Here is a 25,906-nt window from a genome sequence, read left to right as displayed (position 1 = left end):
GTGACACTCTCGCGTCATACGGCTCCCGCTATCCAGCCGGTTGCGTAACCACACGCCAGTGAGCGAACAGCATCGGGTTGGTACGGCGCATCCTGTCCAGCCAGTCAGCACTTCGTCGCTTGCGTCGGTGCAGACCCTTGTACTTCCGTCGGGCCCAACGCTCAAGAGCGCAGTCGATGTGCTGGAAGATGCGAAGCATCGCAGTCTTGTAGAACGCGCCATAGTAATTCCACCATCCCTGTATCACTGGGTTGTACAGTCTCGCCACATCGGCAAGCGTTACATGAGTCTGGCGATTGAGTCGCCAACCCCGCACTGCCTGCCGCATCCGCTTCAAGGCACTCTCGCTGGCGCCCGGCAGGAAGCTGGTAAAAGGCCCCCTTGCGGGCTGCGCGCCTTCCTCGGCCTGAACGTAAAACCGAGAAACGTAAAGCTCGCATGCGGATGGCGTTCGCTGCGGTTGCTGTCTCTGCAGTACACGATCTTCGATTTCTCCGGATGCATCGTCAGCCCACAAGCTGCCAGCCGTGTTGCAATGGACCGCATCACGTATTCCGCCTGCTTGCGGCTATGACAGTGAACAAACGCGTCATCCGCGTAGCGGGCAAACGGACAGTTGGGGCTGGTGCGGTGCATCCATCGGTCGAATGTGTAATGCATGAACAGGTTCATCAGGATCGGACTGACGACACCGCCCTGGGGTGTCCTCCGCGTGCGGGGCACACGTACCTCGTCCGTTGTCTCGAACGGTGCAACCAGCCACCGTTCGATGTATAACAGTATCCAGTCTTCCCTGATGTGGGTGCGCACCGCTTTCATCAGCAGTCCATGATCGATCTGATCAAAGGCTGCCTTGATGTCAAATTCAACCACCCAGTCATATCGCCAGCAGCGTTCACGAGTGATCGCCACCGCCTGCTTCGCCGACCGCCCCGGCCGGTACCCGTAGGAGTCCGGATGGAAGATCGCGTCGAGACCCGGCTCAATGACCAGTTTGACTACGGTTTGCGCTACACGGTCTGCGACCGTGGGCACCCCCAGCTTTCTCGTGCCTCCCGACGCCTTGGGAATCTCCACCTGCTTAACCGGTGGCGGGAAATACGACCCCGATGACATCCGGTTCCACAGCTTGTACAGATTCTTCGACAGGTTCTGCTCGAACTCGGCGATGGTTTCATCGTCGATCCCGGCAGCTCCACGGTTGGCCTTGACCTGCCGGTATGCCTCCCATACCGTGCGCTTCGCAATGTTGTACGGCTTCGCCGATTTCACGCCGCTCATCCCCGCAGGTTGACCGCGTTCATCGGCAGGATAACGCCGCCCCTTCGCTCCATTCCCATTACAGGAACTTCAACACTACTACGGACGGCTCCGCCCCTCACTCCAGCATCGGTATTCTTCCTCATGGTGTCTGCCATTTGTCATTTCCCTTCACATCTGGAGCAAGGTTCTCCCGTTCCGTACCAAAGCCTGCGCTGAGATCATGCCGCCTATACACCGGCTGCCACCGGGCCCGTAAACAGGTGTCGTCCCGGTTTGTCCTGAAGCAAGTGGCCAGCCTCAGTTTCGACAGCGTCCTGGCCATAACGATGCGTCATCGGACGGTTGCCGGGTCGGCCGGTGGAATTTCACCACCAGCCGCCCACAGAACCGTGCGTAAACCTCTCGATTTACACGGCTCGTCCCAGCCGTTCTCCTGCTACCTTGCGGCGGCAGATCGACGCGGAAGATCAAGGCTCATCCCGGTTTCCCGGTTGGCGGCGACCTTCTTTGAGCTGAGTCATCCCCTTCGCTCCACTCCCATTACAGAAGCTTCATCACTACTACGGGATGATCCGCCCCCTTCATGTGCATCGGTACTTTCCCCTTCGTGGTTCCCACTTATAAGGTTTTCCCTTGGCATCACATGAAGAGTTCCCAAGTTCCGTACCTAAGCCCGGATTAGATTCACGCCACCTATACACCGGACACCGCATGGCCAATAAGCAGGTTCCCGCCATGCTGCTCCTGGGAAGAAAGCACGTCCCCAGTTTTGATGTCGTTTGAAGATGAGTTTCGATGCGTGATCAGTGGTTCACTTTCGTTCGTCTCTCTAATCCATACATGACGTGTTCGACCACGCCTTTTAACCGTAACGTTCACCACCGCAGCGTTTCCGACTGAAGCAGCTTACGGCTGTTTGAAGCCTGCGCCTGCACGCCGGCTTCGGAGGGCCTTCCTCCATCTCAGGTACAGCATCGCTTTCGCACATGCGAACGCGTTCTTGGCACAATGCTTTCGCTCATCTTCTCAGCACGTACCTGCCATCCTCTGCGGATGACTTCTCCGGTCGCTCACCACCACGCCTTTTGAACGCAGCAGCACCGGGTGGTTTGGAGCCTGCTCCTGCAAGCCGACTCCGGGAGGCCTTCTCCCATCTTCAGTACAGCATCGCAGGCTCAGCCTGCGTTCGTGACACACACCACTGCTGGCCTTTGCGGGTCTGATGCATCTCGGGGTCGCGCGACTTCTCTTCATTTTTCGTCGAGCTGGGCGCACCAATAATTGTGGCATCGACAATTGTGCCGGTCTTCAGCTTCACGCCATTGGCTTGCAGGAGTCGGCCAACCTCCGCGAACAGCCGTTCGGCAAGCTGATGTTTCTCCAGCAGCCGCCGAAACTTCAATACCGTGGTGGCGTCCGGCACCGGCTCACGACCCAGGTCAATTCCTACGAAGCGGCGCAGGCTGGCGCTGTCATATAGCGCTTCCTCGCAAGCCAGATCTGCCAGGTTGAACCAGTGCTGCAGAAAGTGGATGCGCAGCATCCGCTCCAGACCAATGGGCCGCCGGCCATTGCCTGCCTTCGGATAGTAGGGCTCAATCACGGCGCACAATGCCGCCCACGGCACGATCTGATCCATCGTCGCCAGAAACCTTCACGTCGCGTTGGCAGCGGGTGCAGACAATGCGGAGAATTCGGAGCAATCAACGCGACGCGAGCTTCGGCGACGTGGGCGGCATTGTGCTCTACATCGCTGGCCGGCGGCCCATTGGTTCGGCGATGCTGCGCATCCATTCCTTGCAGCACTGGCTTGCGAGAAGCGCCAGCGCATGACAGCGCCAGCCTGCGCCGCTTCGTAGGAATTGACCTGGGTCGTGGTGCCGACGCCACCACGGTATGCATTGATGTTTCTCCAGCAGCCGCCGAAACTTCAATACCGTGGTGGCGTCCGGCACCGGCTCACGACCCAGGTCAATTCCTACGAAGCGGCGCAGGCTGGCGCTGTCATATAGCGCTTCCTCGCAAGCCAGATCTGCCAGGTTGAACCAGTGCTGCAGAAAGTGGATGCGCAGCATCCGCTCCAGACCAATGGGCCGCCGGCCATTGCCTGCCTTCGGATAGTAGGGCTCAATCACGGCGCACAATGCCGCCCACGGCACGATCTGATCCATCGTCGCCAGAAACTCTTCACGTCGCGTTGGCTTGCGGTGTTGCTCGAAACCTGCACATTGATCTGCACCCGCTGCCAACGTCATCTGCTTCATGTTCATCTCTTTGCGCTCGTGATTCTTCAAATAACGCGCCTTCTCACGAATCGGAGGACTTGATCAGCATTGCCTTAATTCTCGACGGACCTGGAGCGCACCCGCGAGCAGGTGGCCGTGGCGCAGGAACGAGCCGAGGCCACCGAGCGCCGCGCGCTGCGGGAGATCGACCCGGTTGTTGGTCACGCTGGGTGCCAAGGAGCCAGCGCCGCCCCTGCATGCTCCTGACGACCACTCGCCGGTGGTGGTGCGGGAACTGTCGGGCATGCAACCGTACGTGCTGCGGCAGGACAACGGCGTGCATGTGGCATAAGCCTCCAGGCGCTGTTGTCTATGTGGGAGGCTGCGACCGCGAACTCCCGGGGGTGACCGTTTTGCAGGAACGCTGCCCGGTCGGCAGAGTGTTTGGCCGACAGCCTCTGATCGGGCACGAGCGCTTGACTTGTATCAAGTGCTCATTCGGGGCGCCGACTAAATTGAAGTTAAACGCCGCGCAGGCCGGCGGAACACAGCCATGATCTCGATCCCGGCGCCAGCCTGGATCCCGTAGTGCTGAGTTCCACCGCGCAGGGCACATCATCGGCCCAGCGGTCCTCACGCGTGCCGGACGTGCACTTGTGCAAGGGTTAAAGAACATATTCCCGCAGGAGACTCAAGATGTACAAAGTGATCATGGTCGCGGTCGACGGCAGCAAGTGCTCGACGCTCGCACTGGACGAAGCCGTTCGCATGGCCCGGGCTTGCGACGCCGATCTGGAGATCATTCACGTCGTCGACAACAGTTACCTGAAATACGACGTGGGCTCTTTCGATGTGGGAGATCTGCGCAAGAGCTTGATCGAGAGCGGCCAGAAACTGCTCGCCGAAGCCCAGGCCACTGCCCACGCCCAGGGCGTGCGTAACAAGACGCGCCTGGTCGACAATCTCCTGGCTTTAGGCGATGTCTCTATTGCAATCGAACAAGCCGCGCAAGAATGCGGGGCCGAACTCATCGTGGTCGGAACGCACGGACGCCGCGCCATGCGGCGCGTCCTGCTTGGTAGCGTCGCTGAAGCCCTGGTGCGCGAGTGCAGCGCGCCTGTGCTACTGGTGCGCGAGCCTTCCACAGAATGAAGCCCGTCCGATGCTCTGCGCTAACCATCTTTTTAAAGCGTAGGGCGGCGGCGTGACGACTGATGCGGGGTAGGGCAGAGGCGCGACGTCAACACGGAGGGCCGCTGCGGCAAGTTCGGCCGCCGAAATACGCCTGCATCATCGTCAGTTAGTACAAATCGATGAGCAGAGACCGTCGTTTAATTAGGCCAATGCCCGTGCTCTCCCCCAAAACGTTTCCGGCATCAATAGGACGAGAAGAGAGGCCCAGAAGCAGCGATGCAATGGAAATGGCATCCATCATCGCGTGATGTCATGAGCCAAGAACAAGGCGGCCTCCTTGCGGTGCCTGACGGTAGCGCAAAACGAGATCGATCAGCAGCCGGGCATTGTGAGGATTCTCTTAGGCTGGGAAATTCGTCTCGCCTGGGGCATCAGAAGCGCGGGAGATAAAATGAGCGACGATACCCTAGTCACTCCTTTCAAGAGCAAACCGGTTCTGGACTACCCATGCGGCGAGGCGCCCGTGCCGGGGGCGGCGCGCGAGATTGCGGCAGGGGTTCTTTGGATACGAATGCCGATGCCGCTCATCCTGATGGATCATGTTAACTTGTGGGCTGTGCGCGACGATAACGGTTGGGCGGTCTTCGACGCCGGGCTGCAGACTGGCGACACGACAGAGGCATGGCGCAAGTTGTTTGCAGCCTACGGGGCTATGGCCCAAGGAGAGCTGACACGGCTGTTCGTCACGCACGCGCATCCGGATCACATCGGTTTGGCAGGGTGGCTGACGCGAAGGTTCGGCTGCCAGCTCTGGATGACCCGGACAGAATACCTCACGTGCAGGATCGTGGTGGCTTATATCGGCCGCGAGATGCCCGACGACGCTGTGATTTTCTATCGAAGGGCTGGCTGGGATGATGATGCGATCGAGGTCTACCGCACCTACTTTGGCGGATTCGGCAAATACGTGTACGCATTACCCGACAGTTACCGGCGCGTGCGCGACGGCGAAGAGTTGCGCATCGGAGGCCATGTGTGGCGCATCGTCGTTGGCGCCGGACACTCGCCGGAGCATGCCTGCTTCCATTGCCCAGAATTGAAGTTGCTGATTTCTGGCGATCAGGTACTACCTAATATCTCATCCAATGTCTCTGTCAACTTCACTGAGCCTAATGCCGATCCGACGAGCGACTGGTTGGCGTCACTCGACAAACTGCAGCAGGAGATACCAGACGACGTTCTGGTACTCCCGGGTCACAATGCGCCATTCCACGGACTCTGCCGGCGGCTCGACTATCTAAAACGCAGTCAGCACAACGCACTCGATCGCCTGCGACACGCCCTGGGTCGACCCCGGCGCGCGGTCGATGTATTTGCGCAGTTGTTCTCGCGCCCCATCGGATCCGAACCCAATCTGCTGGATGTGGCCACCGGCGAGAGCGTTGCGCACCTCAATTATTTGCTGCATCGGGACGAAGTCGAGATGGAACTCGACACCGATGGCGTTGCCTGGTACCGCATGAAATGAGCCGCGTGCCTGCGCTTCATGTCATGGCGCTCAGGTGCAGGGGTTGCTCTTCGCGGGGCAGCACGAAGTGTAGCTTTTGTGCCAGTGGAAACTGTTCAAGACGGCGCGCGCATCAATGTTCCGGTAAGAAGCGCGGAGGCGCATGACTTGAGCGACGACCAGGCTAGGGCGGATGCGCCCCATCTCCAATCGAAGTAATATGCGCCATTGCTCCAGCCACAATCCCAGCATACGGAGCCACATACATCATTGAAGGGTGAGAAGAGCGGTATTCCATTCCACTTAGGATCCTGCGCATTGATTTCCCCCAGAAGAGTTGGGGGAGCGTGGTTGCCATCGAAGGCAGTCAGAACACTAATCTCGTGCTCGGGAACAGCCCGGATAGCGGCGTCGGTAGATCAATACGTCGAATCCTGTCTGGACACTCGCGCCTCATGCGCGATCTGCATGCGTAGTGCCTTGAAGCGCTCTTGTACATTGTCCCCAAAGAGCGGATCGGGGCTAGCTGGAACGGTTGCAGCAACTTCCGCCCAGTCATCTTGTGTCAGCAGCTGCGCAGCGCGAGGCATTACGTCTCGCTCCTCAGCCGAAATGTGGCTGCGATAATACACAAGGTAAGTGGCGGTGGCCGCCTCTAGAGCCGCTCGCGGGATCATAATATCTCCCTCGGCCTCATTCAGCCGATTCAAGAGCTCTTCGCCGGCTGTGGCAATCACGCGGTGCTCTTGCAAAAGGCGGTTAACCACCAATTGCATACCTGGATCTTGCTCAACAAGCCGTGCATACGCAACATCCTCGCGGGGATGGTGAACGCGATCGCCAAAATTCCGCATGTAGTAGAGGATCGTGCTCATCAGGTCGTAATTCGGGCGCTCCCCTCGGTGGAAAGCAGCTACGTGTTCTTCCAAAAGGTCGAGTAGGCGAGCAAAATTAACGTGCTCAGCATGCCATACGGCGAGTGGTTCGGTCATGACGCGCTCCATCAAACGGGGCAAGTAAGCGATAAACCGTTAGATCCAAAACGAAGATGCGCAACTGCGCACGCCTGGTCGCGACAACGCTCAAGGGGATCTATGCGATTAATACTAGTCCTGCGTATCTAGGCAGGGACTCAACATTAGACATGCGAATGGCTGCCTCACCGGCTGCGACGGTGGTCGTCAACGAGGCGATTTGGCAATGGAAACAGCGATGAGACGCCGTCAGAAGCGCGCGCGGGCAATCCTACGAGGTCGGTCGCGTGTCGTTGCGTGGCGTTGGCCACTGGAATTTCTGGGACTTGCGATTCAGGCCGTCGCGAAACGCAAGTCCGGTAAATTCCATGCGCAGCCACTGCGTGACCAGACCGGCCGTGACGGGCTGATTCATGCGCCATGGTGCGACCGCGTTCATCGGGAAGGTCTCGACAAGCACCAGACTCAGCAGTTGGTTCAAAGTCCAGGCCATCGAGCGAATTTGCATCCACAACTCCAGCACGGTGCGCGATTGCTGCCAGAGATTGCTCACGCCGAACCAGCGCTTGAGATTGTGAAACAGCGGTTCTATGCCCCAGCGGCGCGCGTACAACTGCACGATCTCCTGGGCGCTCAAGTCCGTTTCGCTCGCGAGCAGCAGACGGGGCTTGGTCCAGGCCTGTTTCTTCGCATCGAAGAACTGGCACCAGACGGCACGCACCAACGCGCCCTTGAGGAAGCGCGCGCGGGCCTCGGCAGAGCGCAGGCGAACCTGCTGGTCTTTGCCATAGAGCGGCATGCGCAGTTCGATCGCGGGCAGTGCTTCGATGGCCTCGGCGTTCAGGCGCTCGCCATAGATGCGCTTGCGACCACGTCTGGGTGTGGTTGGCGGTGGCGGCACGAGAAACAGCGCGGTGTCGATGCGCGCCTGTCCAATCACGTGCATTTGTCTGCGCAGCAAAGGCAATACCAGGCGGGCGCGCATGAACCACGAATCGAACAGTACGCGCACCGGCTTGTTGGCCACGCCCGCCAGAGAGCGGACCAGCACCAGCGCGATTTTCAGCTTGTTGCGGTTGCCGGTGTTTGGCACCAGCCGCGAGAGAATTGGCAGCACCAGGTTGACCCCGCCGTTGCCCAGCGCGCTCACGCCCAGCGTAACCCAGCACTGGGCCCGTATGAATTGCGGCCGATTGATCTTGCGGCTGTGGTCGTGGCGATACGCGCAACCGGGCGCCTGCTCCGAGGAGCGCGGCACCAGTGTATCGTCGATGACCAGTGTCAGCACATCGCATGGCAGCACTGTGAGCACCAGCAAGAACAATTGGCGGGCCAAACGCACGGTGCGCAAGCTGCCGCGCCCGAGAAGCTTGTAGTAGGTCGTCCAGTGCCTGCGTCGCGCGATGGCGCTGATAGCGCGCGTCACCCAGCCTTCTGGCGAAACCATACAGCCGCACAGCAGCTCGACAAAGCTCCCGCGAGAGCGAATTGGCACGGCCAGAAGCAGAAGGTTGATCCATTCGGACAGACACAGTCGTACACGGTTGGACAAAGACATGGGCAATCGCAAGAGGACCGAAAACGATCCTCATTGGCCGCCGCGCTGCTTGCGCTAAAACCCGCGCAAGCAGCGCGGCGGCCACACGATCATTGCCCCATGTCAAGCATTTTTCGATTTCTTGAATCCGTTTCCAACCCGCTCGTTGAGCGGGCCTGAATGTCTAAAGTTGAGTAGGCAGGGACTGATATAGGTCAATAGATGGGCCCACAGCGATTGGCTCCGGCGGCCATTACGCCGAAAAGGATCGACGCCATGATCTTTGTCATGGCAATCAACCTCATCGGCGTGCGGCTCTGGTGCAAATCGGGGGCGGCGGGAATGTTTGACGAGCGCGAGCCCACAAAGAGTAAGCAGGGAGATATCGACTGCTTGTTCACGGGGTGGTACTTTGACCGGGAAGGTCACGGTCCTGTGCGCGTGCTGGTACCTGCGATACAAGCTCAGCTTACGAGACTTCATTGAAATGATGGCCGAGCGCGGCCTGTCGCTTGCGCACACGACGGTCATGCGCTGGGTAAAGCGGTTCACCCCGAAGTTTGTTAAGCGCTGGAATCGCACGTCTTACCCTTGGAAGGCGAAAAACACCTTACTGGCTTGAAACGACCATGAAACCGTCCTGCCTCACCAGTATGCGAACACATGTCCTGCTTCTTGCCGCGGGCATGGCGCTCACGATACCGCCCGTGCTTGCCGAGGATCGCGCCAGACTCGCGCAGCTATGCGCCACCTGTCATGGGCCGCATGGCCGCAGCGAATCGCCGATGTACCCACGGCTGGATGGGCAGACGCCTGAATACCTGCAGGCGCAGCTCAAGGCGTTTCGCGAGCAGGGCCGCGCGGAAGCCGACGCGCGCACGCATATGTGGGGAATCGCCTCGCGGCTTGACGACGCGACGATCCAGGCGCTGGCCGCCTATTACGCGAGGCAGGCCCCAACGCCGGGCGCGGCCGGCGCCCCCGAGTTGATGGACAAGGGGCAAGCCATCTTCGAGAAGGGCATCCCCGGCGGCGGGGTACCCGCTTGTGCTTCATGCCATGGTGCACAGGCCCAGGGGGCAGGCGCATTCCCGCGGCTGGCGGGGCAGCACCAGGCTTATCTGCTGCGGCAAATCGAGGTATTCAAGAACCGTTCGCGCGGCAACTCGCCCGTGATGAGCACCGTGGCACACGATCTGAGCTACGACGACGCCAGGGCTGTGGCTGCGTACCTGCAGTCCAGGTGAGCCGTGCCGCCGGCGTTGAAAACGCCCTGGAGGCCAGCTGAACGCGCGGGCTCGCCTTCCCGGCTCACAGCGCGCCCGAGCGCCGCAGCTTTGCCCTCAGCACTTCGATTTCATCCAGGGGTCCCCTGGATGGGGGCACCTTGATTTTGCTGCAGGTTACCGGGATAGCGATCCCTAGCATTCATGCGGATCCACGGGGATGTGTTAGGGAAGTATTCATTAAATCAATCGGTTGCTGTCTGCCATTTTTTGTCCGGCTGGTTGCTCAATACGGCACTTTCCTGGCCTGTACGTTGCGTCCCAGTCTCATTGTCGTTAATCTCGGCAGTCCGTCTCACGCTTGGGAGAAAGCGCGATGGACCACTGGCAACTGGCTTATCTCGGCATGCGGCAGATTCCGCGCGAACTCAATGGAGAAGCGAGCAACGCTTCACTACGTTCATGACCCCTTTTGTGGATGGTGCTATGGGCTGGCGCCGCCGGTGTCGGTAGCCGCCGAGATCCATGGCCCCGATGTGGTGCCGCATAGCGGCGGCATGTTGGCCGGAAAGGAGGCGAAGATGATGTCTCCAGAGTGGCGCGATTTCGTGCGCCCCCCCAGCCACAGATCAGCGACCAGATTGGCCAGTGGCTACCGCCGCGAGCCGTGCAAGCGAGCTACGCGCGCACGGCATCGAAACGCTGGCAGACCTGACGGTGCGCATGCCGCGCGGGCGCCGCTGGTGGGCGATCGTGCCGGGCCTGGGCCCGGCGAGCGCCCGGCAGATCGAAGGCCTTTTCGCCCAACACCCGCGGCTTGCCGAGCGCGCTCACGCCCCGATCGCCGTCGTCGATTGCGGGGTGATCGTGCCATGGGTGCATCTACGCTTGCGGCTGGGGAGCGTACCTGGCTGCTTGCGGCCATCCGGCCGACTCGGGTGCCAACCGGGTCACGGGTGCGTCGCGGTCTCGGGTTGATAGCCCGTCAGAGTGACGTAGAGCGGCAAGAGCCTGGAGATAGCAATGCATGCGCAGAAGAAGTTGTGCTGGCCGGGTGGCGTACCGGGGGCAGGCCGCGAGTGCGCAGTTGTTTCTTGCCGTCGAAAACGGGTACTCGTGAATCGAGCTGAGAAATGACGAGAGGCGACTCGAAGGCGCCTCTCGTGGCAGGGAAAGGGATGGCCCGGGCGAAGCGGCTACCCCAGACAAGATGGTTCTGAAATGACTGCCCCGGTGCACGATCAGGCGGAAACTGCAGATAGCTACTTTATCGAGGCCACACTCGTCGCTGCGTTCGCGCCAATGGTACCGCAATCTTCCGTCGAAGCCCTGCGACGCGCGCTTTTCGAGCGGCACTCAGGCGGATAGTTGCCGGAAATTCTTCTGGAAACTGACAGCAGCACCCACTGCAGTTGGCTTTCGCTGGGACGCGACCCAAATCGCACAGTGAGCTGCTGATGGCCTACGCGGCTGTACTGGCCACGGCACCTCAATGTCGGCGGCGGCCATTGCGCGCATGGTGCCGAAGTTGTCGTCCAGCGCGATCCGCGCAGATGATGAATCGCATCGCGGATGATCTGGTCTCTGCGTCCAGAAGGGAAAACTATCCACAGAAGCTACGTAAAACTAAAGACTGCAGGCGACCATAATGACGCGGATTCGGGGCACATCGCTTCCTTTATCGTCATCCTCCAGGATTATCGTTTAGATGACTTAGCTTTTGCGCCGCTGCACGGCGGTTAGTATCCCCCGCAGGATCTCGATAGGGGTAGGCGGGCAGCCAGGCACAGCGAAGTCGACGGGGATCACGTTGGCGACGCGGCCGCAACTCGCGTAGCTCTCGCCGAAGATGCCGCCCGTACAGCCGCAGTCGCCCACAGCGACCACGAGCTTTGGGTCCGGCGTCGCGTCATAGGTACGCCGCAAAGCCTCTTCCATGTGACGCGAGACCGGTCCGGTCACCAGCAGCATGTCAGCATGCCGCGGGCTGGCAACGAATTTGATGCCAAGCCCTTCGATGTTGTAGTAGGCGTTGTTGAGCGCGTGGATTTCCAGCTCACAGCCGTTGCACGAGCCTGCGTCGACCTCCCTAATCGCCAGCGCCTGACCGAGAATATCGAGGATGTCCTTGTGGATGCGTTGAATCGCGGCGCCGCCATCGGCATCGACGGCCTGGGGCGCAGGCTCGGTCACGATGCCGGTACGGGCAATTTGCTTGAGGAGGAGCCACATCAGAGGTCGTGCCCCGAATAGGAGAGATTGAAGGACTTGTTGATCAGCGGAAAATCCGGAACGATATTGCCGATGACGGCGTGTTCAAGCACTGGCCAGTTCTGCCAAGAAGGATCATGGCAGTGGCAACGCAAGATCCGGCCGTCGCCGCCGATCTCGAGGGCGACAAGGACTTCACCACGCCAGCCCTCTACCCAGCCTGCTCCGATGGAGATTTTGTCCAGCATCCGGAGGTCGCCACATATCGCGCCACCCGGCAGCTCCGAGCAGATGGCGCGAACGAGCCGCAGGGATTCAAGCGTCTCGTCGAAGCGCATCGCCACACGTGCGGCGACATCGCCGTTGCAGTGCGTGGCCATCTTGACGTCTAAACAGTCGTAGGCCGGCCATTTATGATCGCAGCGCAGGTCTGCCTCCTGCGCGCTGGCGCGCCCGGCGAGCCCCGTGAGGCCAAGCTGGGCGGCGAGTTGTGGCGCCACCCGCCCCGTGTTGAGAAAACGGTCCTGCAGGCCGGCGTGCTCGTCATATACGATCCGCAGTACGCGGACCTCGCGCTCGATGCCGTCGCACTGCTTGTGCAGACGGCCCAGCATTGACGGCGTCATATCGATGGCGACGCCACCGGGTACCACGGCATCCATCATGAGCCGGTGGCCGAAGACTTCCCCAGATAGCCGCTGCCAGTCCTCGCGCAGCCGCGAGAACTGGGCCAACCCAAAGGCCAATCCGGCATCATTGCCCAAGGCACCGAGGTCGCCCAGGTGGTTGGCCACGCGTTCGCGCTCCAGCATCATGGCACGCAGCCAGGCTGCCCTTGCCGGTATCTCGCTGCCCGTCGCGGACTCGAGCGCCATGCAGTAGGCCCAGGCATAGGCCACCGTGGAGTCGCCCGAGATGCGGCCTGCGAGCCGGTAAGCTTCGATCGGCGCAAATTCGGTGAACCGGCGCTCGATGCCCTTGTGCGTGTAGCCGAGATGTGCTTCAAGCCGCAGCACCTTCTCACCGACGACGGAGAAGCGGAAGTGGCCGGGTTCGATGATGCCCGCGTGCACCGGGCCGACGGCGATCTCATGCACGCCATCGCCATCGACACGTACGAAGGGGTAGTCCGCCGGCAGTCTGCCCGTGGCCGGCAGCGGTTGCGTCCCGTGTTGCAGGGGGAATGACCCTTGCGGCCACAGGCTATGGTCCAGCCAAGGGCGCTGGTCGCGGCTGCCTTGCACATTGATGCCCGAGAGGTCAGCCATGGCGCGCTGCATTCGCCCGGCACACGGGAAGATGCGGCCCAGATCCGGAACCCCCTGCGCCGGGTCGCCGAGCCGCAGTTCGAGCCAGACCAGTCCCTCCGGTACGGCATACGCGGCACATGCCGCCAACGTCCCTCCCACTGCGCTGCGGTCGACGCCCCACACGGAAATGAGGCGCCCTCCCGTGTCGGCGACGGTACGCGCTGCCGCGCTCCATGCAGCGGGATTGGCTAGCCCGTGCCATACCGGCAGCGTTGCCGGCAGACGATGCAGGTCGAGTCCAAGTTCAGGCCGGGCCATACGTTCAACTCCCCAGCATGGCGGCCGCCTGGCGGTACCACGCATCCAGATACGGCGGGATATAGAGACCCAGCATCAAACCGAGTGCGAGGTGCAGGAACACCGGGACCAGCGCCGGTGGGTGCGCCAGGGGCTTCAGGGTGGTCTCGCCGAAGACCATCGGCTGCACGCGACTGAACACCGACGCAAAGGCCAAGCCGAGCGCGACCAGCAGGAAGGGCGTGGCCCAGGGTTGCTCACGCATCGCGGTGGTGACGATCAGGAACTCGCTGGCGAACACGCCGAAGGGCGGCATGCCCAGGATGGCCAGTACGCCTAGCATCAGGCCCCAGCCGACCGTGGGGCTGACCCGGATCAGCCCGCAGATCTCGTCCATCACCTGCGTGCCCGCTTTCTGCGCCGCATGGCCGACGGCGAAGAAGATCGCGGACTTGACCAGCGAATGCACCGTCATGTGCAGAAGTCCGGCGAAGCTGGCGATCGGCCCGCCCATGCCGAAAGCAAAGGTCATCATGCCCATATGTTCGATGGACGAATAGGCGAACATGCGCTTGACGTCCCGCTGGCGGATGAGGAGGAAGACCGCCGCCACGACGGAAACCAGGCCGAAGCCCATCATCAGGTGGCCGGTGAGATGGTTGTTCAGCGCGCCGTCCGTCAACACCTTGCAGCGCAGGATAGCGTAGAGGGCCACATTGAGCAGCAGGCCGGACAGCACGGCGGACACCGGGGTCGGCCCCTCCGCATGCGCGTCCGGCAGCCAGTTGTGCACCGGCACCAGGCCGACCTTGGTGCCATAGCCGATGAACAGGAAGGCGAACGCCAGGGTGATGATATTCGGGTCCAGCCGGCCCTTGACCGCATCGAGGTTGGTCCACAGCAGCGCGCCGCCCTCGGGGCCAATGACCTGCTCGGCCGCCATGTAGAGCAGCACCGTGCCGAAGAGCGCTTGGGCGATACCCACGCCGCACAGGATGAAGTACTTCCAGGCCGCCTCGAGGCTGGCTGCGGTCCGATAGACACTGACCAACAGTACCGTGGTCAGCGTGGCGGCCTCCATCGCGACCCACACGATGCCCATATTGTTGGTCGTCAGTGCCAGCAGCATCGTGAACGTGAATAGCTGGTACATGCTGTGGTACAGGCGCAGTCGCGGCGGCGTCATCTTGCCGTGGTCGCGCTCCACGCGCATGTAGGGCCGCGAGAAGATCGACGTGGTCAGGCCCACGAACGCGGTCAGCGTGATGAGAAACACATTCAGGGCATCTATGTAGAACGCACGGTCCCACACGAGCGTGGGACCGTCGTCGATGATCCGTCCGGTGAGCAAGCAGGCCGCGATGAAGGTGCCCAGGCTGAACGCGACATTGACGTCGCGCGCATGATCGCGATGACCGACCAGCGCCAGCACCAGCCCGCCGGCGAGCGGGGTTGCAAGCAGGAAGGCTAGCGCAATCAACTCAGTCCTCCTTCAGCTTCTCGAGATGGCGAATGTCCAGGCTGTCGAACTGCTCGCGGATCTGGAACATGAAGACGCCCAGGATCAGCACGCCAATCAGGACGTCCAGGGCGATGCCAAGCTCGACCACCATCGGCATGCCGTAGGTCGCCGAGGTAGCGGCGAAGAACAAGCCGTTCTCCATTGCCAGGAAGCCGATGACCTGCGGTATTGCCTTCGAGCGGGTAATCATCATCAGGAACGACAGCAGTACGCAGGCCAGTGCGATGCCGAGCGTGCCGCTGGCCAGCTTCACCGACAGCCGCGAGATCGGCATGGCCAGGTTGAACGCGAAGATCACCACCAGGATGCCGATCAGCATGATGGTCGGAATATTGATCAGCGTCTCCACGTCCCAACGGATATCAAGCCGGTCGATGACGCGGTGCAGGAGATAGGGGATCAGCAGCACCTTGAGCACGAAGGTCACGCCGGCCGACAGGTACAGGTCCGGCTGCCGGGTCACATAGCCAACCACGGCCGTCGCCAATGCCAGGGTGGCGCCCTGCAGCGTGAACAGGTGGATTAGCGATAGGACGCGGCGCTGCGAGATCATCCCGAAGGCTAGGATGAGCAGCACCGCACCAAGCAGGTTGACGAACTGGGTCAGCAAGGTGCTCATGTCAGCGGGCAAGCAGCAAATGCACCAGCATGCCGATCACCGCCAGCAAGAAGGCGGTGGCCAGGAACTCGGGGACGCGGAAGATGCGCATCTTGGCACTCACCGTCTCGAGCGTGGCAAGCAGGATGCCTCCCGCGGTGAGTTTGAACAGCAACGCCGGCAGCGCCAGCAGCATGGACATCGGCGCCTGGGCCTCTGCGATGCCCCAGGGGAAGAACAACGCCAGTCCGATACAGGAGTAGGCGAACAGCTTCAGGCTTGACGCCCACTCGATGAGTGCCAGGTGGCGACCCGAGTACTCCAGGAGGAGTGCCTCATGGATCATCGTCAGCTCCAGATGCGTGGCGGGGTTGTCGACCGGCACGCGGGCGTTCTCCGCCAGCGACACCATGGTGAAGGCAACGCCGGAAAAGGCCAGCCCAGGGTAGATCGCGAGGTCACGATGGGCGAGTGTCTCGACAATGGTGGTGAGCGATGTGGACTTGGAAACTAGCGAGGCCGAGAACAGCACCATCAGCAATGCGGGTTCGGCCAGAAACCCGATCAGCATCTCGCGCCGCGCCCCCAGGGTGCCGAAGGCCGTGCCGATGTCCATCGCGGCCAGCGAAATGAAAACCCGCGCTAGCGCGAACAGGCCGACCAGCGCGATCGCATCGGCCGCGGGTGCCAGCGGGAGGTCGGTCGAGAGTGTTGGGATGATCGCGCACGCCAGGGCCATACAGCCGAACACCACATAGGGTGTGGCGCGGAACAGCGGCGACGCGTTGTCGGCCACCACCGATTCCTTGTTGAACAGTTTGTGCAACATGCGATATGGCTGCCAGAGGCCGGGCGCGGATTTGTTTTGCAGCCAGGCACGCCATTGATTGACCCAACCCATCAGTAGCGGCGCAAGGGCAATCGAAATCGCGATTTCTAGCGACTGCGACAGCAAGCCGGAGACCGTCATGGCAACCTCATCGCATCACCGCCAGCAGCGTGGCAATCAGTGTCAGGAAACTATATAGCAGATACACTGAGATGCGCCCCTGCTGCATCAGGCCGGCCAGTCTCGCCAGGTATGAAGCCAATTCGACAGTGGGTAGGTACAGCCAGCGCCAGAAGCGGTCCTCGACGGTCACCCGGTAGCGCGGCTGTTCATCGAATGGCGTTGGCAGGTCGCGCTGCATCAAAAAGAAGGGTTCGAAGATCTGACGGATTGGCTGGCCGAAACCCTCGGCGGTATCCTGCATGCGTGCGGTGCCCCAGGGAAATCCGCAGGCCCATGGTGGGCCGCGGCGCAGCCGGCCATGGTAAAGCCAGCGCACGAGCAGGTAGGCGAGCGCAAAGCTAGTCAGGATGCCGAGGAGGAAGATCACCGGCCCGTAACTGGCTTGACCCAGGCTGCTCGGCGCCAGCAGCCAGCTGCTGGTAGCCGCTCGGGCGCCCAAACCGGCGGCAACCAGCTGCTTCGTTACCGGGTCGATCAGCTGGATGAACTGCGTCGGCAGCAGGCCAAGCATCACACAGCCGAGGGCGAGCCATATCATGCCTGCGCGCTCCCAGGGACCGGCGTCATGTGCGTGGGCGAGTTTGTGCTCGCGCGGCTGGCCGAGGAAGATCACGCCGAAGAACTTGACCATCGTGTAGCCGGCTAGGGCCGCCACCAGCGCGATTAGCGCAGCGACCACCGGGATCAACATCGTCAGCAGCGGCACGGGCAGGCCTGGCGTGAACAGGAAGCCCTGCAGCAGCAGCCACTCCGACACGAAACCGCCGAGCGGAGGCAGCCCGGCGCTGGCCAGCGCGCCCAGTAGCGTGAGCCAGCCAACCCAAGGCATATACCGAATCAGGCCGCCCAGCTTGCCGAGACTTCGCTCGGCGGTGGCGTGCAATACGCTGCCCGTGCCGAGGAAGAGCAGGCTCTTGAATAAGGCATGGCTTGCGACGTGATAGAGCGTCGCCGTCAGGGCCAGTGCCGCCATCGGCCTCATGTCGTAGGCCGAGAAGATCAGGGTCAGGCCCGTGGCGACGAACAGCAGGCCCATATTCTCGATGGACGAATAGGCCAGCAAGCGCTTCATGTCGCTCTGCACCGCGGCGAAGACGACGCCGAACAGGGCAGTGGCCAGGCCGACGGCCAGAAGCAGCGCGCCCCACCACCATAGACGCATGCACAGCAGGTCGAAGGACACGCGCAACAGCCCATAGATGGCTGTATTGAGCATAACGCCACTCATCATCGCGGAGACCGGCGAGGGCGCGGCCGGGTGTGCCTCCGGCAGCCAGACATGCAAGGGCAGGACGCCGGCCTTGGCGCCGAAACCGAACACGGCAAGCAGGAAGCCGACCGAGGCCCAGAAGGGCGTCAGAGCCTGGTCACGCATGTTCGCGAAGGTGTAGTCACCGGTGTTGGCCTGCAGCACACCGAAGCAGAGCAGAATCGCGATCGCGCCGATACGCGCCATCGTGATGTAAAGGTAGCCGGCGCTGCGCACCTCTGGAATGCGGTGGTTTGCTGTCACCAGGAAGAACGACGACAGCGCCATGGTCTCCCACATGACCATGAACGAGTAGGCATCGTCGGCCAGGATGACACCGGCCATGCTGGCCAGGAACAGGTGATACTCCAGGCACAGCAAGCCTGGCGGTGTGCCCTCGCCCTTGCGGAAATATCCGGCTGCAAATATAGAGATGCCCGCCGCCGCACCACCGATCACCATTAGGAAATAGGCGGAGAGGCTGTCGAGCCGGATGTGGAAGGGCAGTGCTGGCAGTCCAATGGCTAGTACGGCGACCTCGGGCGTGCCAAGCACAGCGGCAAGTGCCAGGCCGAAAAGCGCCAGCCCAAGCAATCCGCCGAGCGGGAAAAGAACGCGAGACACCAGGGTCAGCCGCTGCAGCGCGGCAACGCCTGCGGCCCCGACGAACAACCAAGCCCCCACAACAACAAGCACCCAGTCGATATGGAGCCATTGTGCGACGGGGGCACGCTGCTCATGGCCTAGGCCTTGCGACGTGTGGCGCGCCGTCTGGTGGGGGAGGCGCTTCGGGCTGCGCCGGCGCCTGAGCTTGCGGCGGTGTTCCGTCGTCAGCAGGCTCGCTATGGCCCACGTGCAACCCGCTGGGCACGTACTGGACCCCATGTTGAGCCAGGTATTCGCGGATGAGCTGACGCACCACCTGCGATGCCGTCAGATCCTGTTGTGCGCAAAGGCGCTCGAAAGCGGCCTTCTTGTTCGGATCGATGAGCAGCGTTAGCCGAGCAGTCTTGATCTCCATGGCGCCTCAACATGCCAATACGATGGTCAGATGCGTCACATCATACATGAACGCCGTGCGACCCAAAAGTGCTTGCCGCCGCCGCGGCTCACCGTCAATGAAGCGGCGGCAAAGGTCGCTAATCGCCTGCGACAACCTAGCATACGGAATGAAGATTGCATATGCTATAGAACCTAATGTAATGCAGTAGCAGTGTAATCAACATGTTAATCTAATTAACATGTTCCGTCCCAGAATGACCTTGTGCGCAGGCGCGCCCTAGTTGGTCTTTGGAACCTTTGCTCACGTGGCATTTTGCGAGAACCCTCGCCTGCCGGAGGGGGACAAGGTGTGAGCGATAAGGAACGGTGATCGACGTTATCGATGGCCTCGAACCCTGGCAGACAAGGAGAAAGATATGTTCACGCACCTTCTGCTTGCGGTGGATGGCTCCTCTCTATCCAATGCTGCCTCTCATAAGGCGCTTGCCCTTGCGCAGCAAATGAACGCCCGGGTCACAGCACTTCGGGTTGGCCCGAATTACCATGTTCTTACCTATCACACTGAAATGCTGACGGACACCCGAGAGCGCTTCATAAAGGAATCCTGGGAGGAGGCCACGAAATATCTACAAGGCGTGGCGAGCGAAGCCGCCGCCGCAGGGGTGCCCTGTGATACGACGTATCTGGTCAACGATCACCCGTACGAAGCCATCATCAAGACGGCCGAGGATAAGGGCTGTGACCTCATCGTGATGGCGTCGCATGGGCGGCGCGGCGTGCAGGGACTGGTGATCGGCAGTGAGACGCAGAAGGTCCTGACTCACAGCAAGATCCCTGTACTGGTGTATCGCTAGGTGCCATGGCATCGAAGCGCGTGAGGCATTGGCGACAATGGGCTGGCAATGCCATGGACGTCCATTCGCCTGGAAGCAAGCGGCGACAGGACTACGAACCGACCGGGGGAGTGACCATCTCCACTGGCCGTATGGAGGACGGAGAGGCGGCCATGGAACTGCTTGTGGAACAGGTGGAGGTTTGGGTGGCAGGGATTCCGGACAAGCCAGGTGGACTGGCCGGAACGTTGGCCACCCTATGCGATGTGGGAGCCGATCTGCAACTCATCATCGCGCGCCGCAATCCGGACAAACCTGGTGAGGGCGTCGTATTTGTCACCCCACTACAGGGTGATAGAGAGATTGTGGCCGCGGCTCTGGTTGGCTTCAACGTGACACAAACGCTGCACTGCGTTCGTGTGATGGGGATCAACCAACCGGGCATCGCATCGGCGCTGACGGAGAAGCTTGCCGAAGCGAATTTGAACCTCCGCGGGTTCTCCGCTTCGGTGATCGGTACGCAGTTTGTCGCCTATGTGGCAGTCGACTCGCAAGCCGAAGCCAATAAGGTAGTTGAGGTTCTCCAGGCTGCCTGAGGTCCAGCGCTCATGCATCAAGGAGAGTAGTAGTGGGGCGCCGGAGCGCCGAGGAGACGTATTCACATGGCCCGCTTGAAGGGCATGGATCTGCGGTCCTGCGCCACCCTGCCTGTTGCCGAACCCGGCTAGTTGACGCCAGTACCACGCATGGTGGCTGATCGTAGGCTCGTCCTGAGCCCAATGCGTCGCAATAGTGTCTGAATAGCGGCCGTGGCGACGTCATCCGTCTCTTGTACATCCTTGAGTACCGCCTGAATCCGCAAGGCCAGCGCTTCAGCAAGCCTTGCCGCAGTGACGCGCAGCGGACAAGCGTCGCATCTCGCGTAAAGCGCGACATCTCTAAGCAAGGCGTCACCCCGATAGATTGCCACCAGCACCTTTGGTTGGTAGCTACCGTCATCGAGCGCTTTTGCGCGCGGCGTGACGCGATAGGTGACCGCCGGCTTGTACATGAATGTCCCCCCAGACCCTGACTCCGGTCTCGGCATGCCGTAAAGCCAAGGATGAGCTTGAGGCCAGCACCACGCATGGAAGGCCCCGATTGGGGGGTGGTAGGCATCTCGGGATGCTCGCAGTGGTCATTCTCAGTGCGATGCCGAGGCCGACCTGCAGGGTGAGGCTGGTAGTCCGCTATGCGGACATCGGTCACTCGCGGTCTTTCTTCGCAAGAACCGTAGCGCCAACCTGGGGCCGGGTGGCATAGACCACCCCATGCTGCTCCAAATAGTCGCGGATCAACTGGCGCACCACCTGCGACGGCGTCTGATCCTGCGCCGCGCACAGGGTTTCAAAGGCTTTCTTCTTCACGGGGTCGATCAACACGGTGAAACGGGCGGTCTTGGATTCCATGCGCTCTAGAATAGTGTTGTATGATAATAGCGTTATCATTATATACAACTGTGCGGCCCGGTGCAGCCTGTGGTTACATGGCTTCGTGTCCCCAAGATGTGGTCGCAGGTATTGGCCCCTGACAGAAGCCCGGAAGGCATGGAAAGCCTAGTGATGTGATCTATGGTGCGCTCGCCGGCATTGTTCGTGCATACCCAGGCGAGCTTGTTTGGCTGTTTGGCCAACGGTGGCAAGCCAGAAGGCCTAATGTAGGCAAGTTGCTTAGAGGCCGCTTTTTTATTTGAGGGCGACGTGGTAGACGCGACAATTGAAATGACCAATCGCATGGGCTTGCAAGGACGCGGCTCAGCGCGGCTAAGCTTTACCGCCGCCCAGTTCGAGTCCGAGATCCTGCTTGTCAGCAATGATTGCTCGGCGAACGCCAAGAATGTGATGGACGTGATGCGGCTCTCGGCGCGGGCGGGGACCCGGGTGCGTATTCAGGCCACCGGCCCGGATGAAGTCGCTGCCGTGAAAGTCATCGCCGCGCTGCTGACGGAGTGAGGAATTGAATACCACCACGCCTGATCGAGCTCCCCACATGGACCCCAATCGCACGTCCTTTGAAGCCTACTTAAAGTTTCTCTCCGAAGCCCCCGACGACGGCGCGCCGACGGTACTGGAAACCCCACTTGCAATTTCACTGCATTTCGATGCGCTGGCTACCCAAAGCATCATGTCGCGACGCGACCCCGACAAGCTTGTTCTTGGCTACACGCGGACGATGATGGCGTTTTTATTGCTGCAGCCGGCACCGACCAGGATCTCGATGATCGGCCTCGGCGGGGATCATTACTCAAGTATTGCTATCGGCATCTTCCGAATGCGAAGGTTGTCGCCATCGAAATCGATCCGGCGGTGATTGCACTGCGCGATACGTTTCACATTCCGCCCGACGACGAACGGCTCGAGGTGGTTTGCGCGGATGGCGCCGAGTATGTCAAGAATCAGGAAGCGCGGCCGGAAGTCATATTGGTGGATGGTTTTCTCGCACATGGCATGCCGACACAATTGGGCAGCGCGGACTTCTACGCGGCGTGCCATGCCCGGCTCGCCGACAATGGGGTATTGGTCGCGAACTTCCTCGACAGCGATTCCGATATCCCTTCCTATCTGGGCGAAGTTCGTTCGGTGTTCGGCGACTCATTTTCCATTTCCCTGTCTGAGGACAGTTGCAACTACACGCTGCTCGCTTGGAAGAGCGCGCGGGCACTTCCCTCGCTGGACGAACTGCTGATGCGCGCGCGCATACTGGAAACCACGCATCCCCTGAATCTGCGCGCGGCCGCGCGTCGTCTGAAACAGGGCAAACGGCTCGCGTCAGATCACACATTCTGGCAAAAGCTCACGGGCTGATGAGCTTGCGGGCCGATGTTGGATAGACACGGTCTGAACCGAAGGTAACGCCCACCGATGCGACCATGCCGATCCGATACTTGCGCAGACTGACTGGAAGGGAGCGCAGTCCAGAAGCCAACCGGCAACTGGCGCGTTATCTTGCCTTTGTGGCGGGCGCCACCAATGCAGGCGGATTCTTGGCGGTGCAGCAGTACACCTCCCATATGTCGGGCATCGTGTCCGCCATGGCCGACAATCTGGCGCTCGGCAGTGTCGGGCTCATTCTGGACGGCCTCGGTGCCTTGTTATCGTTTCTGGCGGGCGCGGCCTGCTCTGCGATTTTGATCAACTGGGGGCGGCGCGAGCGCCTGCACAGCGAATATGCGCTGCCGTTGATGCTGGAGGCGGCGTTGCTGGTATGTTTTGGTCTGCTAGGCAGCAATCTCGAGCATCACGAATGGCTGTTCGTGCCGGCGACGGTCATGGTGCTTTGCTTCATCATGGGGTTGCAGAATGCAATGATCACCAAGCTCTCGAAGGCCGAGATCCGGACCACGCATATCACGGGGATGGTCACCGACATCGGCATTGAACTGGGTAAGCTGCTCTACTGGAACCTGGCCAAAGCCGATGCCGCCAAGCCCATTGTGCTGGCCGACCGGAGGAAACTGCGTGTGCTCGTGACGCTGGTCGCACTGTTCTTCACCGGCGGAGTCGTTGGGGCTGTGGGGTTTCGGCATGTTGGGTTCAGCGTCACCCTCCCATTGGCCACCTTGCTGCTCGCCCTTGGCGCGGTACCCGTCATGGATGATGTGCGAATCCACATGTTGCGCTCGGATTTCCTCCCGCGGCTAGCCGCACGCGCGCGCGCATGGGCACGCGAGGTCAAGCGAGACGTCCACGCGGTGTGGTTGGCAGCGCGCGATCCTCGCACGCCTTGGTATGCGAAAGCGCTAGCCTTGCTGGTGGCCGCGTATGCCTTATCTCCCATTGACCTGATTCCGGATTTCATCCCGATCCTGGGCTATCTGGATGATGTGGTGCTGGTGCCCCTCGGTGTGTTGCTGGTGGTCCGGTTGATCCCAGCTGAGGTGATGGAACAGCATCGCGCCGCCGCAGCGCTCGCTGCGGAGCGCCCCGTCAGTCGCGTTGCGGTCGTCGTGATTGTTGCGCTCTGGCTTGGCGCGGCCGCGATGGTGGTGGCCTGGTTGGCTCGCCTGCGTGTTTGACTCGAACGCTCGAAGTAGGAGTGACGTACCCACGGTCGGCCAACTTGGTGCCAAATTGGGAACGGCGTGATGGCCTGGAGCCATCGATAACGTGCTTGGGGAGTGCTGTGAATGGGTGCGCCTCCCGTGCCCGACTTTTGTGTGTCAGATGAACGATAACCAACAAACGAACCTGATTACGCTGATCGCGCTCGGCAAGGAGCGCGGATTCCTGACCCACGGTGAAATCAGCGACCATCTTCCTGACGGCAAGGACCAAGCCAGCATTACCGACAGAATTCTGGCGATGTTGGCGGAACTTGGCATTGAGGTCGTGGATAGAGCGCCTGCCGACACGATGCTGTTAGTCGAGGACGCGCCAGTCTCAAGCTCCGATGAGGCCACATTGGAGGAAGCTACCGCAGCCATCACGCAGAGCGATAACCGATTCGGTCGTACCACCGATCCCGTGCAGATGTATCTGCGGGAAATTGGCGCCGTCCAGTTGCTAACGCGCGAGAACGAGGTAGAGATCGCAACCCGCCATGAAGAGGCAATCATGGAAATGGTTGACGCAATGGCGAGGTGTCCAACCGTCGTCTCCGAGCTCTTAGCCATGGCCGAGCAAGTCGAGCGCGACGAGTTGTCCGTAGATGAGCTCGTTGATCACGTCGTCGATGCCCAAACCGTGCCCGCTGACAATCCGGGCACGGATACAGGGTTACATCTCGACGCCAGCGTAGGTGAGGAGGATACCGAGCTCGATGATCGCGCCCAGAGTCCGAACACCGCCTCGGAGGCGACGTCGACTGCCGTTTTGAAGCGTGATGTACTTGAGTGGCTCGCCATCGTACGAACACGGTTTATCGAATCGACCGCATCCCACGGGCCTCATGAAGGTGGCACGCTCCGCGATATGCAGGCGCTGGCAGCGTTTCGATGTGTGCTCGCCAAGCTGCGCTTCAGCCCCATCGCGATTGAGCGGCTCAGCCGAGTCCTCAACGTGCATCTTGAGGACGTTCGTCAAACCGAACGGCGACTCGCTGGGATCTTGATCGATCAATGCGGCATGACACGCGATGAGTTCGCGCGGCGCTTAAAGGGTCGTGAAATCCAGTTCGACTGGCCGGAAGCGCTTGGGGCGGACTGTCCTACCCCCAACGGTTTGCCGCCGCGGCAGATTCTGGAAATCCAGGCGCTGCAGCAACAACTGCTTGCCATAGAATCTCGCGCCGCTATTCCCCTTGAGGATCTGAGGGAAGTCGGCCGGCTGGTGACAAGAGCGCAGGTCAAGGCTCGCCAAGCAAGAGCCGAGATGATCGAGGCTAACCTTCGCCTGGTCGTCTCAATCGCCAAGAAATACATCAATCGTGGCTTGCCACTGTTGGATCTCATTCAAGAGGGCAACATCGGGCTGATGCGGGCGGCGGATAAATTCGACTACCGCCGTGGTTATCGATTTTCGACCTACGCGACCTGGTGGATTCGCCAGGCGGTGACTCGCTCTATTGCTGACAAGGCACCCACCATCCGCATCCCGATGCACCTCGTGGAGGTCGTTGGAAAGATCAATCGGGCCTCGCGCGAGTGCTTCAGTGAAACCGGAGCAATGCCGACGCCGGATGTCTTGGCGGCCAAGGTGGGGATGAGCGAGAAGAAGATCAAGTCCATTTTGAACGTTGTCAAGCAGCCGGTATCGCTTGATATGCTGGTTGGGGAGAGCGGGGATGCGTTGCTGGGAGACACGTTGGCGGACGAGATCACCGCCTCTCCTCTTGATGCGGCAGTTCAAGCGGGGCTCAAGCGGGACCTGAAAGCCGTCTTGTCGACGCTGGGTGCGCGGGAGGCGAAGATTTTGCGGATGCGCTTCGGGATCGGCACGGCGACCGAGTACACGCTGGATGAGATTGGCCTGCAATTCGGCGTGACCCGCGAACGTATTCGGCAACTGGAAAGCCAAGCCCTGCGAAAGCTACGGAAGCCCGAGAGCACCGAACGCCTGAATGCCTATCGCGGCGAGTCGTGAGTGCTTC

At 60.9% G+C, this 25,906-nt stretch carries 21 protein-coding genes and 8 pseudogenes; 14 read left to right on the top strand and 15 right to left on the bottom strand.

Annotation, left to right across the window (positions count from 1 at the left end):
* Positions 1–28: 28 nt before the first annotated feature.
* The 3 genes and pseudogenes from OMK73_RS01765 to OMK73_RS01755 all read right to left on the bottom strand — a co-directional run.
* Positions 29–328, bottom strand: coding sequence for a group II intron maturase-specific domain-containing protein (locus OMK73_RS01765; protein WP_267600707.1), 300 nt, complete (start codon positions 326–328; stop codon positions 29–31).
* Positions 329–333: 5 nt separating this feature from the next.
* Positions 334–1,281: a group II intron reverse transcriptase/maturase gene (ltrA, locus tag OMK73_RS01760; protein ID WP_267600430.1), complete on the bottom strand. Its 948-nt coding sequence runs from the start codon at positions 1,279–1,281 to the stop codon at positions 334–336.
* A gap of 1,180 nt (positions 1,282–2,461) precedes the next feature.
* Positions 2,462–2,917, bottom strand: a pseudogene (locus OMK73_RS01755) (IS5 family transposase); the annotation flags it as partial.
* Between the two features lie 101 nt (positions 2,918–3,018).
* Between OMK73_RS01755 and OMK73_RS38675 the strand changes: the two are divergent.
* Positions 3,019–3,160 (top strand): annotated as a pseudogene (locus OMK73_RS38675) (IS5/IS1182 family transposase); the annotation flags it as partial.
* Positions 3,161–3,164: 4 nt separating this feature from the next.
* On the opposite strand, the pseudogene OMK73_RS01750 reads toward OMK73_RS38675, so the two are convergent.
* Positions 3,165–3,527: pseudogene (locus OMK73_RS01750) on the bottom strand (transposase); the annotation flags it as partial.
* Positions 3,528–3,702: 175 nt separating this feature from the next.
* On the opposite strand from OMK73_RS01750, the gene OMK73_RS01745 reads away from it, so the two are divergent.
* The 3 genes from OMK73_RS01745 to OMK73_RS01735 all read left to right on the top strand — a co-directional run bounded on the left by OMK73_RS01745 (position 3,703) and on the right by OMK73_RS01735 (position 6,150).
* Positions 3,703–3,840: a hypothetical protein gene (locus OMK73_RS01745; RefSeq protein ID WP_267600429.1), complete on the top strand. Its 138-nt coding sequence runs from the start codon at positions 3,703–3,705 to the stop codon at positions 3,838–3,840.
* Between the two features lie 344 nt (positions 3,841–4,184).
* Positions 4,185–4,640: a universal stress protein gene (locus OMK73_RS01740; protein ID WP_267600428.1), complete on the top strand. Its 456-nt coding sequence runs from the start codon at positions 4,185–4,187 to the stop codon at positions 4,638–4,640.
* 433 nt (positions 4,641–5,073) lie between these two features.
* Positions 5,074–6,150 (top strand): MBL fold metallo-hydrolase, encoded by a 1,077-nt coding sequence (locus tag OMK73_RS01735; protein ID WP_267600426.1) that lies wholly within the window; start codon positions 5,074–5,076, stop codon positions 6,148–6,150.
* Positions 6,151–6,548: 398 nt separating this feature from the next.
* On the opposite strand, the gene OMK73_RS01730 is transcribed toward OMK73_RS01735, so the two are convergent.
* Positions 6,549–7,121 carry a hemerythrin domain-containing protein gene (locus OMK73_RS01730; protein WP_267600425.1) on the bottom strand — a complete coding sequence of 191 codons (573 nt, stop codon included), beginning with the start codon at positions 7,119–7,121 and terminating at the stop codon, positions 6,549–6,551.
* Positions 7,122–7,374: 253 nt separating this feature from the next.
* Entirely contained in the window at positions 7,375–8,661 is a 1,287-nt protein-coding gene (locus tag OMK73_RS01725; RefSeq protein WP_267600424.1) for a transposase, read from the bottom strand.
* Positions 8,662–8,982: 321 nt separating this feature from the next.
* On the opposite strand from OMK73_RS01725, the pseudogene OMK73_RS01720 reads away from it, so the two are divergent.
* The 4 genes and pseudogenes from OMK73_RS01720 to OMK73_RS38670 all read left to right on the top strand — a co-directional run.
* Positions 8,983–9,188 (top strand): annotated as a pseudogene (locus OMK73_RS01720) (hypothetical protein); the annotation flags it as partial.
* A gap of 105 nt (positions 9,189–9,293) precedes the next feature.
* On the top strand, positions 9,294–9,887 hold the full coding sequence (locus OMK73_RS01715) for a c-type cytochrome (RefSeq protein WP_267600423.1): 594 nt from the start codon (positions 9,294–9,296) through the stop codon (positions 9,885–9,887).
* Positions 9,888–10,482: 595 nt separating this feature from the next.
* A pseudogene (locus tag OMK73_RS01710) lies at positions 10,483–10,757 on the top strand (phage integrase family protein); the annotation flags it as partial.
* Between the two features lie 420 nt (positions 10,758–11,177).
* A pseudogene (locus OMK73_RS38670) lies at positions 11,178–11,449 on the top strand (hypothetical protein); the annotation flags it as partial.
* 130 nt (positions 11,450–11,579) lie between these two features.
* On the opposite strand, the gene OMK73_RS01705 reads toward OMK73_RS38670, so the two are convergent.
* The 7 genes and pseudogenes from OMK73_RS01705 to OMK73_RS38040 form a co-directional block, all read right to left on the bottom strand.
* A complete protein-coding gene (locus tag OMK73_RS01705; RefSeq protein WP_267600422.1) occupies positions 11,580–12,098 on the bottom strand; it encodes an NADH-quinone oxidoreductase subunit B family protein in 519 nt (172 codons plus the stop codon).
* Entirely contained in the window at positions 12,098–13,645 is a 1,548-nt protein-coding gene (locus tag OMK73_RS01700; protein WP_267600421.1) for an NADH-quinone oxidoreductase subunit C, read from the bottom strand. Before OMK73_RS01700 ends, OMK73_RS01705 begins: the two co-directional genes overlap by 1 nt.
* Before the next feature lie 4 nt (positions 13,646–13,649).
* The gene (locus OMK73_RS01695; protein ID WP_267600420.1) at positions 13,650–15,104 is read right to left on the bottom strand and encodes a hydrogenase 4 subunit F; all 1,455 of its coding nucleotides are present in this window, start codon (positions 15,102–15,104) and stop codon (positions 13,650–13,652) included.
* 1 nt (position 15,105) lies between these two features.
* Positions 15,106–15,765, bottom strand: a complete 660-nt coding sequence (locus OMK73_RS01690; RefSeq protein WP_267600419.1) for a formate hydrogenlyase — start codon at positions 15,763–15,765, stop codon at positions 15,106–15,108.
* A 1-nt stretch (position 15,766) separates the two neighbouring features.
* Complete coding sequence (locus tag OMK73_RS01685) at positions 15,767–16,714, bottom strand: respiratory chain complex I subunit 1 family protein (protein WP_267600418.1); 948 nt, start codon at positions 16,712–16,714, stop codon at positions 15,767–15,769.
* 7 nt (positions 16,715–16,721) lie between these two features.
* The gene (gene hyfB, locus OMK73_RS01680; RefSeq protein ID WP_420715429.1) at positions 16,722–18,677 is read right to left on the bottom strand and encodes a hydrogenase 4 subunit B; all 1,956 of its coding nucleotides are present in this window, start codon (positions 18,675–18,677) and stop codon (positions 16,722–16,724) included.
* Between the two features lie 199 nt (positions 18,678–18,876).
* Positions 18,877–19,026 (bottom strand): annotated as a pseudogene (locus OMK73_RS38040) (ribbon-helix-helix protein, CopG family); the annotation flags it as partial.
* Between the two features lie 397 nt (positions 19,027–19,423).
* Here OMK73_RS38040 and OMK73_RS01670 point away from each other — a divergent pair.
* Both OMK73_RS01670 and OMK73_RS01665 read left to right on the top strand, forming a co-directional pair.
* Positions 19,424–19,861, top strand: coding sequence for a universal stress protein (locus OMK73_RS01670; protein ID WP_267600416.1), 438 nt, complete (start codon positions 19,424–19,426; stop codon positions 19,859–19,861).
* Positions 19,862–20,013: 152 nt separating this feature from the next.
* On the top strand, positions 20,014–20,436 hold the full coding sequence (locus OMK73_RS01665; RefSeq protein ID WP_267600415.1) for an ACT domain-containing protein: 423 nt from the start codon (positions 20,014–20,016) through the stop codon (positions 20,434–20,436).
* 128 nt (positions 20,437–20,564) lie between these two features.
* Here OMK73_RS01665 and OMK73_RS01660 read toward each other — a convergent pair whose 3' ends face one another.
* Together OMK73_RS01660 and OMK73_RS01655 are read right to left on the bottom strand one after the other, a co-directional pair.
* A complete protein-coding gene (locus OMK73_RS01660) occupies positions 20,565–20,891 on the bottom strand; it encodes a hypothetical protein (RefSeq protein ID WP_267600414.1) in 327 nt (108 codons plus the stop codon).
* Between the two features lie 193 nt (positions 20,892–21,084).
* A complete protein-coding gene (locus OMK73_RS01655) occupies positions 21,085–21,288 on the bottom strand; it encodes a CopG family transcriptional regulator (protein ID WP_267600412.1) in 204 nt (67 codons plus the stop codon).
* Positions 21,289–21,600: 312 nt separating this feature from the next.
* On the opposite strand from OMK73_RS01655, the gene OMK73_RS01650 reads away from it, so the two are divergent.
* The 4 genes and pseudogenes from OMK73_RS01650 to rpoD all read left to right on the top strand — a co-directional run bounded on the left by OMK73_RS01650 (position 21,601) and on the right by rpoD (position 25,899).
* Entirely contained in the window at positions 21,601–21,831 is a 231-nt protein-coding gene (locus OMK73_RS01650) for an HPr family phosphocarrier protein (RefSeq protein WP_267600411.1), read from the top strand.
* Positions 21,832–21,868: 37 nt separating this feature from the next.
* Positions 21,869–22,683: pseudogene (locus tag OMK73_RS01645) on the top strand (fused MFS/spermidine synthase).
* 65 nt (positions 22,684–22,748) lie between these two features.
* On the top strand, positions 22,749–23,894 hold the full coding sequence (locus OMK73_RS01640) for a DUF1275 domain-containing transporter (protein ID WP_267600410.1): 1,146 nt from the start codon (positions 22,749–22,751) through the stop codon (positions 23,892–23,894).
* 148 nt (positions 23,895–24,042) lie between these two features.
* Positions 24,043–25,899, top strand: a complete 1,857-nt coding sequence (rpoD, locus tag OMK73_RS01635) for an RNA polymerase sigma factor RpoD (RefSeq protein WP_267600409.1) — start codon at positions 24,043–24,045, stop codon at positions 25,897–25,899.
* The last annotated feature ends 7 nt before the right edge of the window (positions 25,900–25,906 follow it).

The sequence above is a fragment of the Cupriavidus sp. D39 genome, assembly GCF_026627925.1.
Classification (GTDB): Bacteria; Pseudomonadota; Gammaproteobacteria; order Burkholderiales; family Burkholderiaceae; genus Cupriavidus; species Cupriavidus ulmosensis.
The sequence above is the reverse complement of the archived record's forward strand: the minus strand, read 5'-3'. Positions and strand labels throughout refer to the sequence as shown.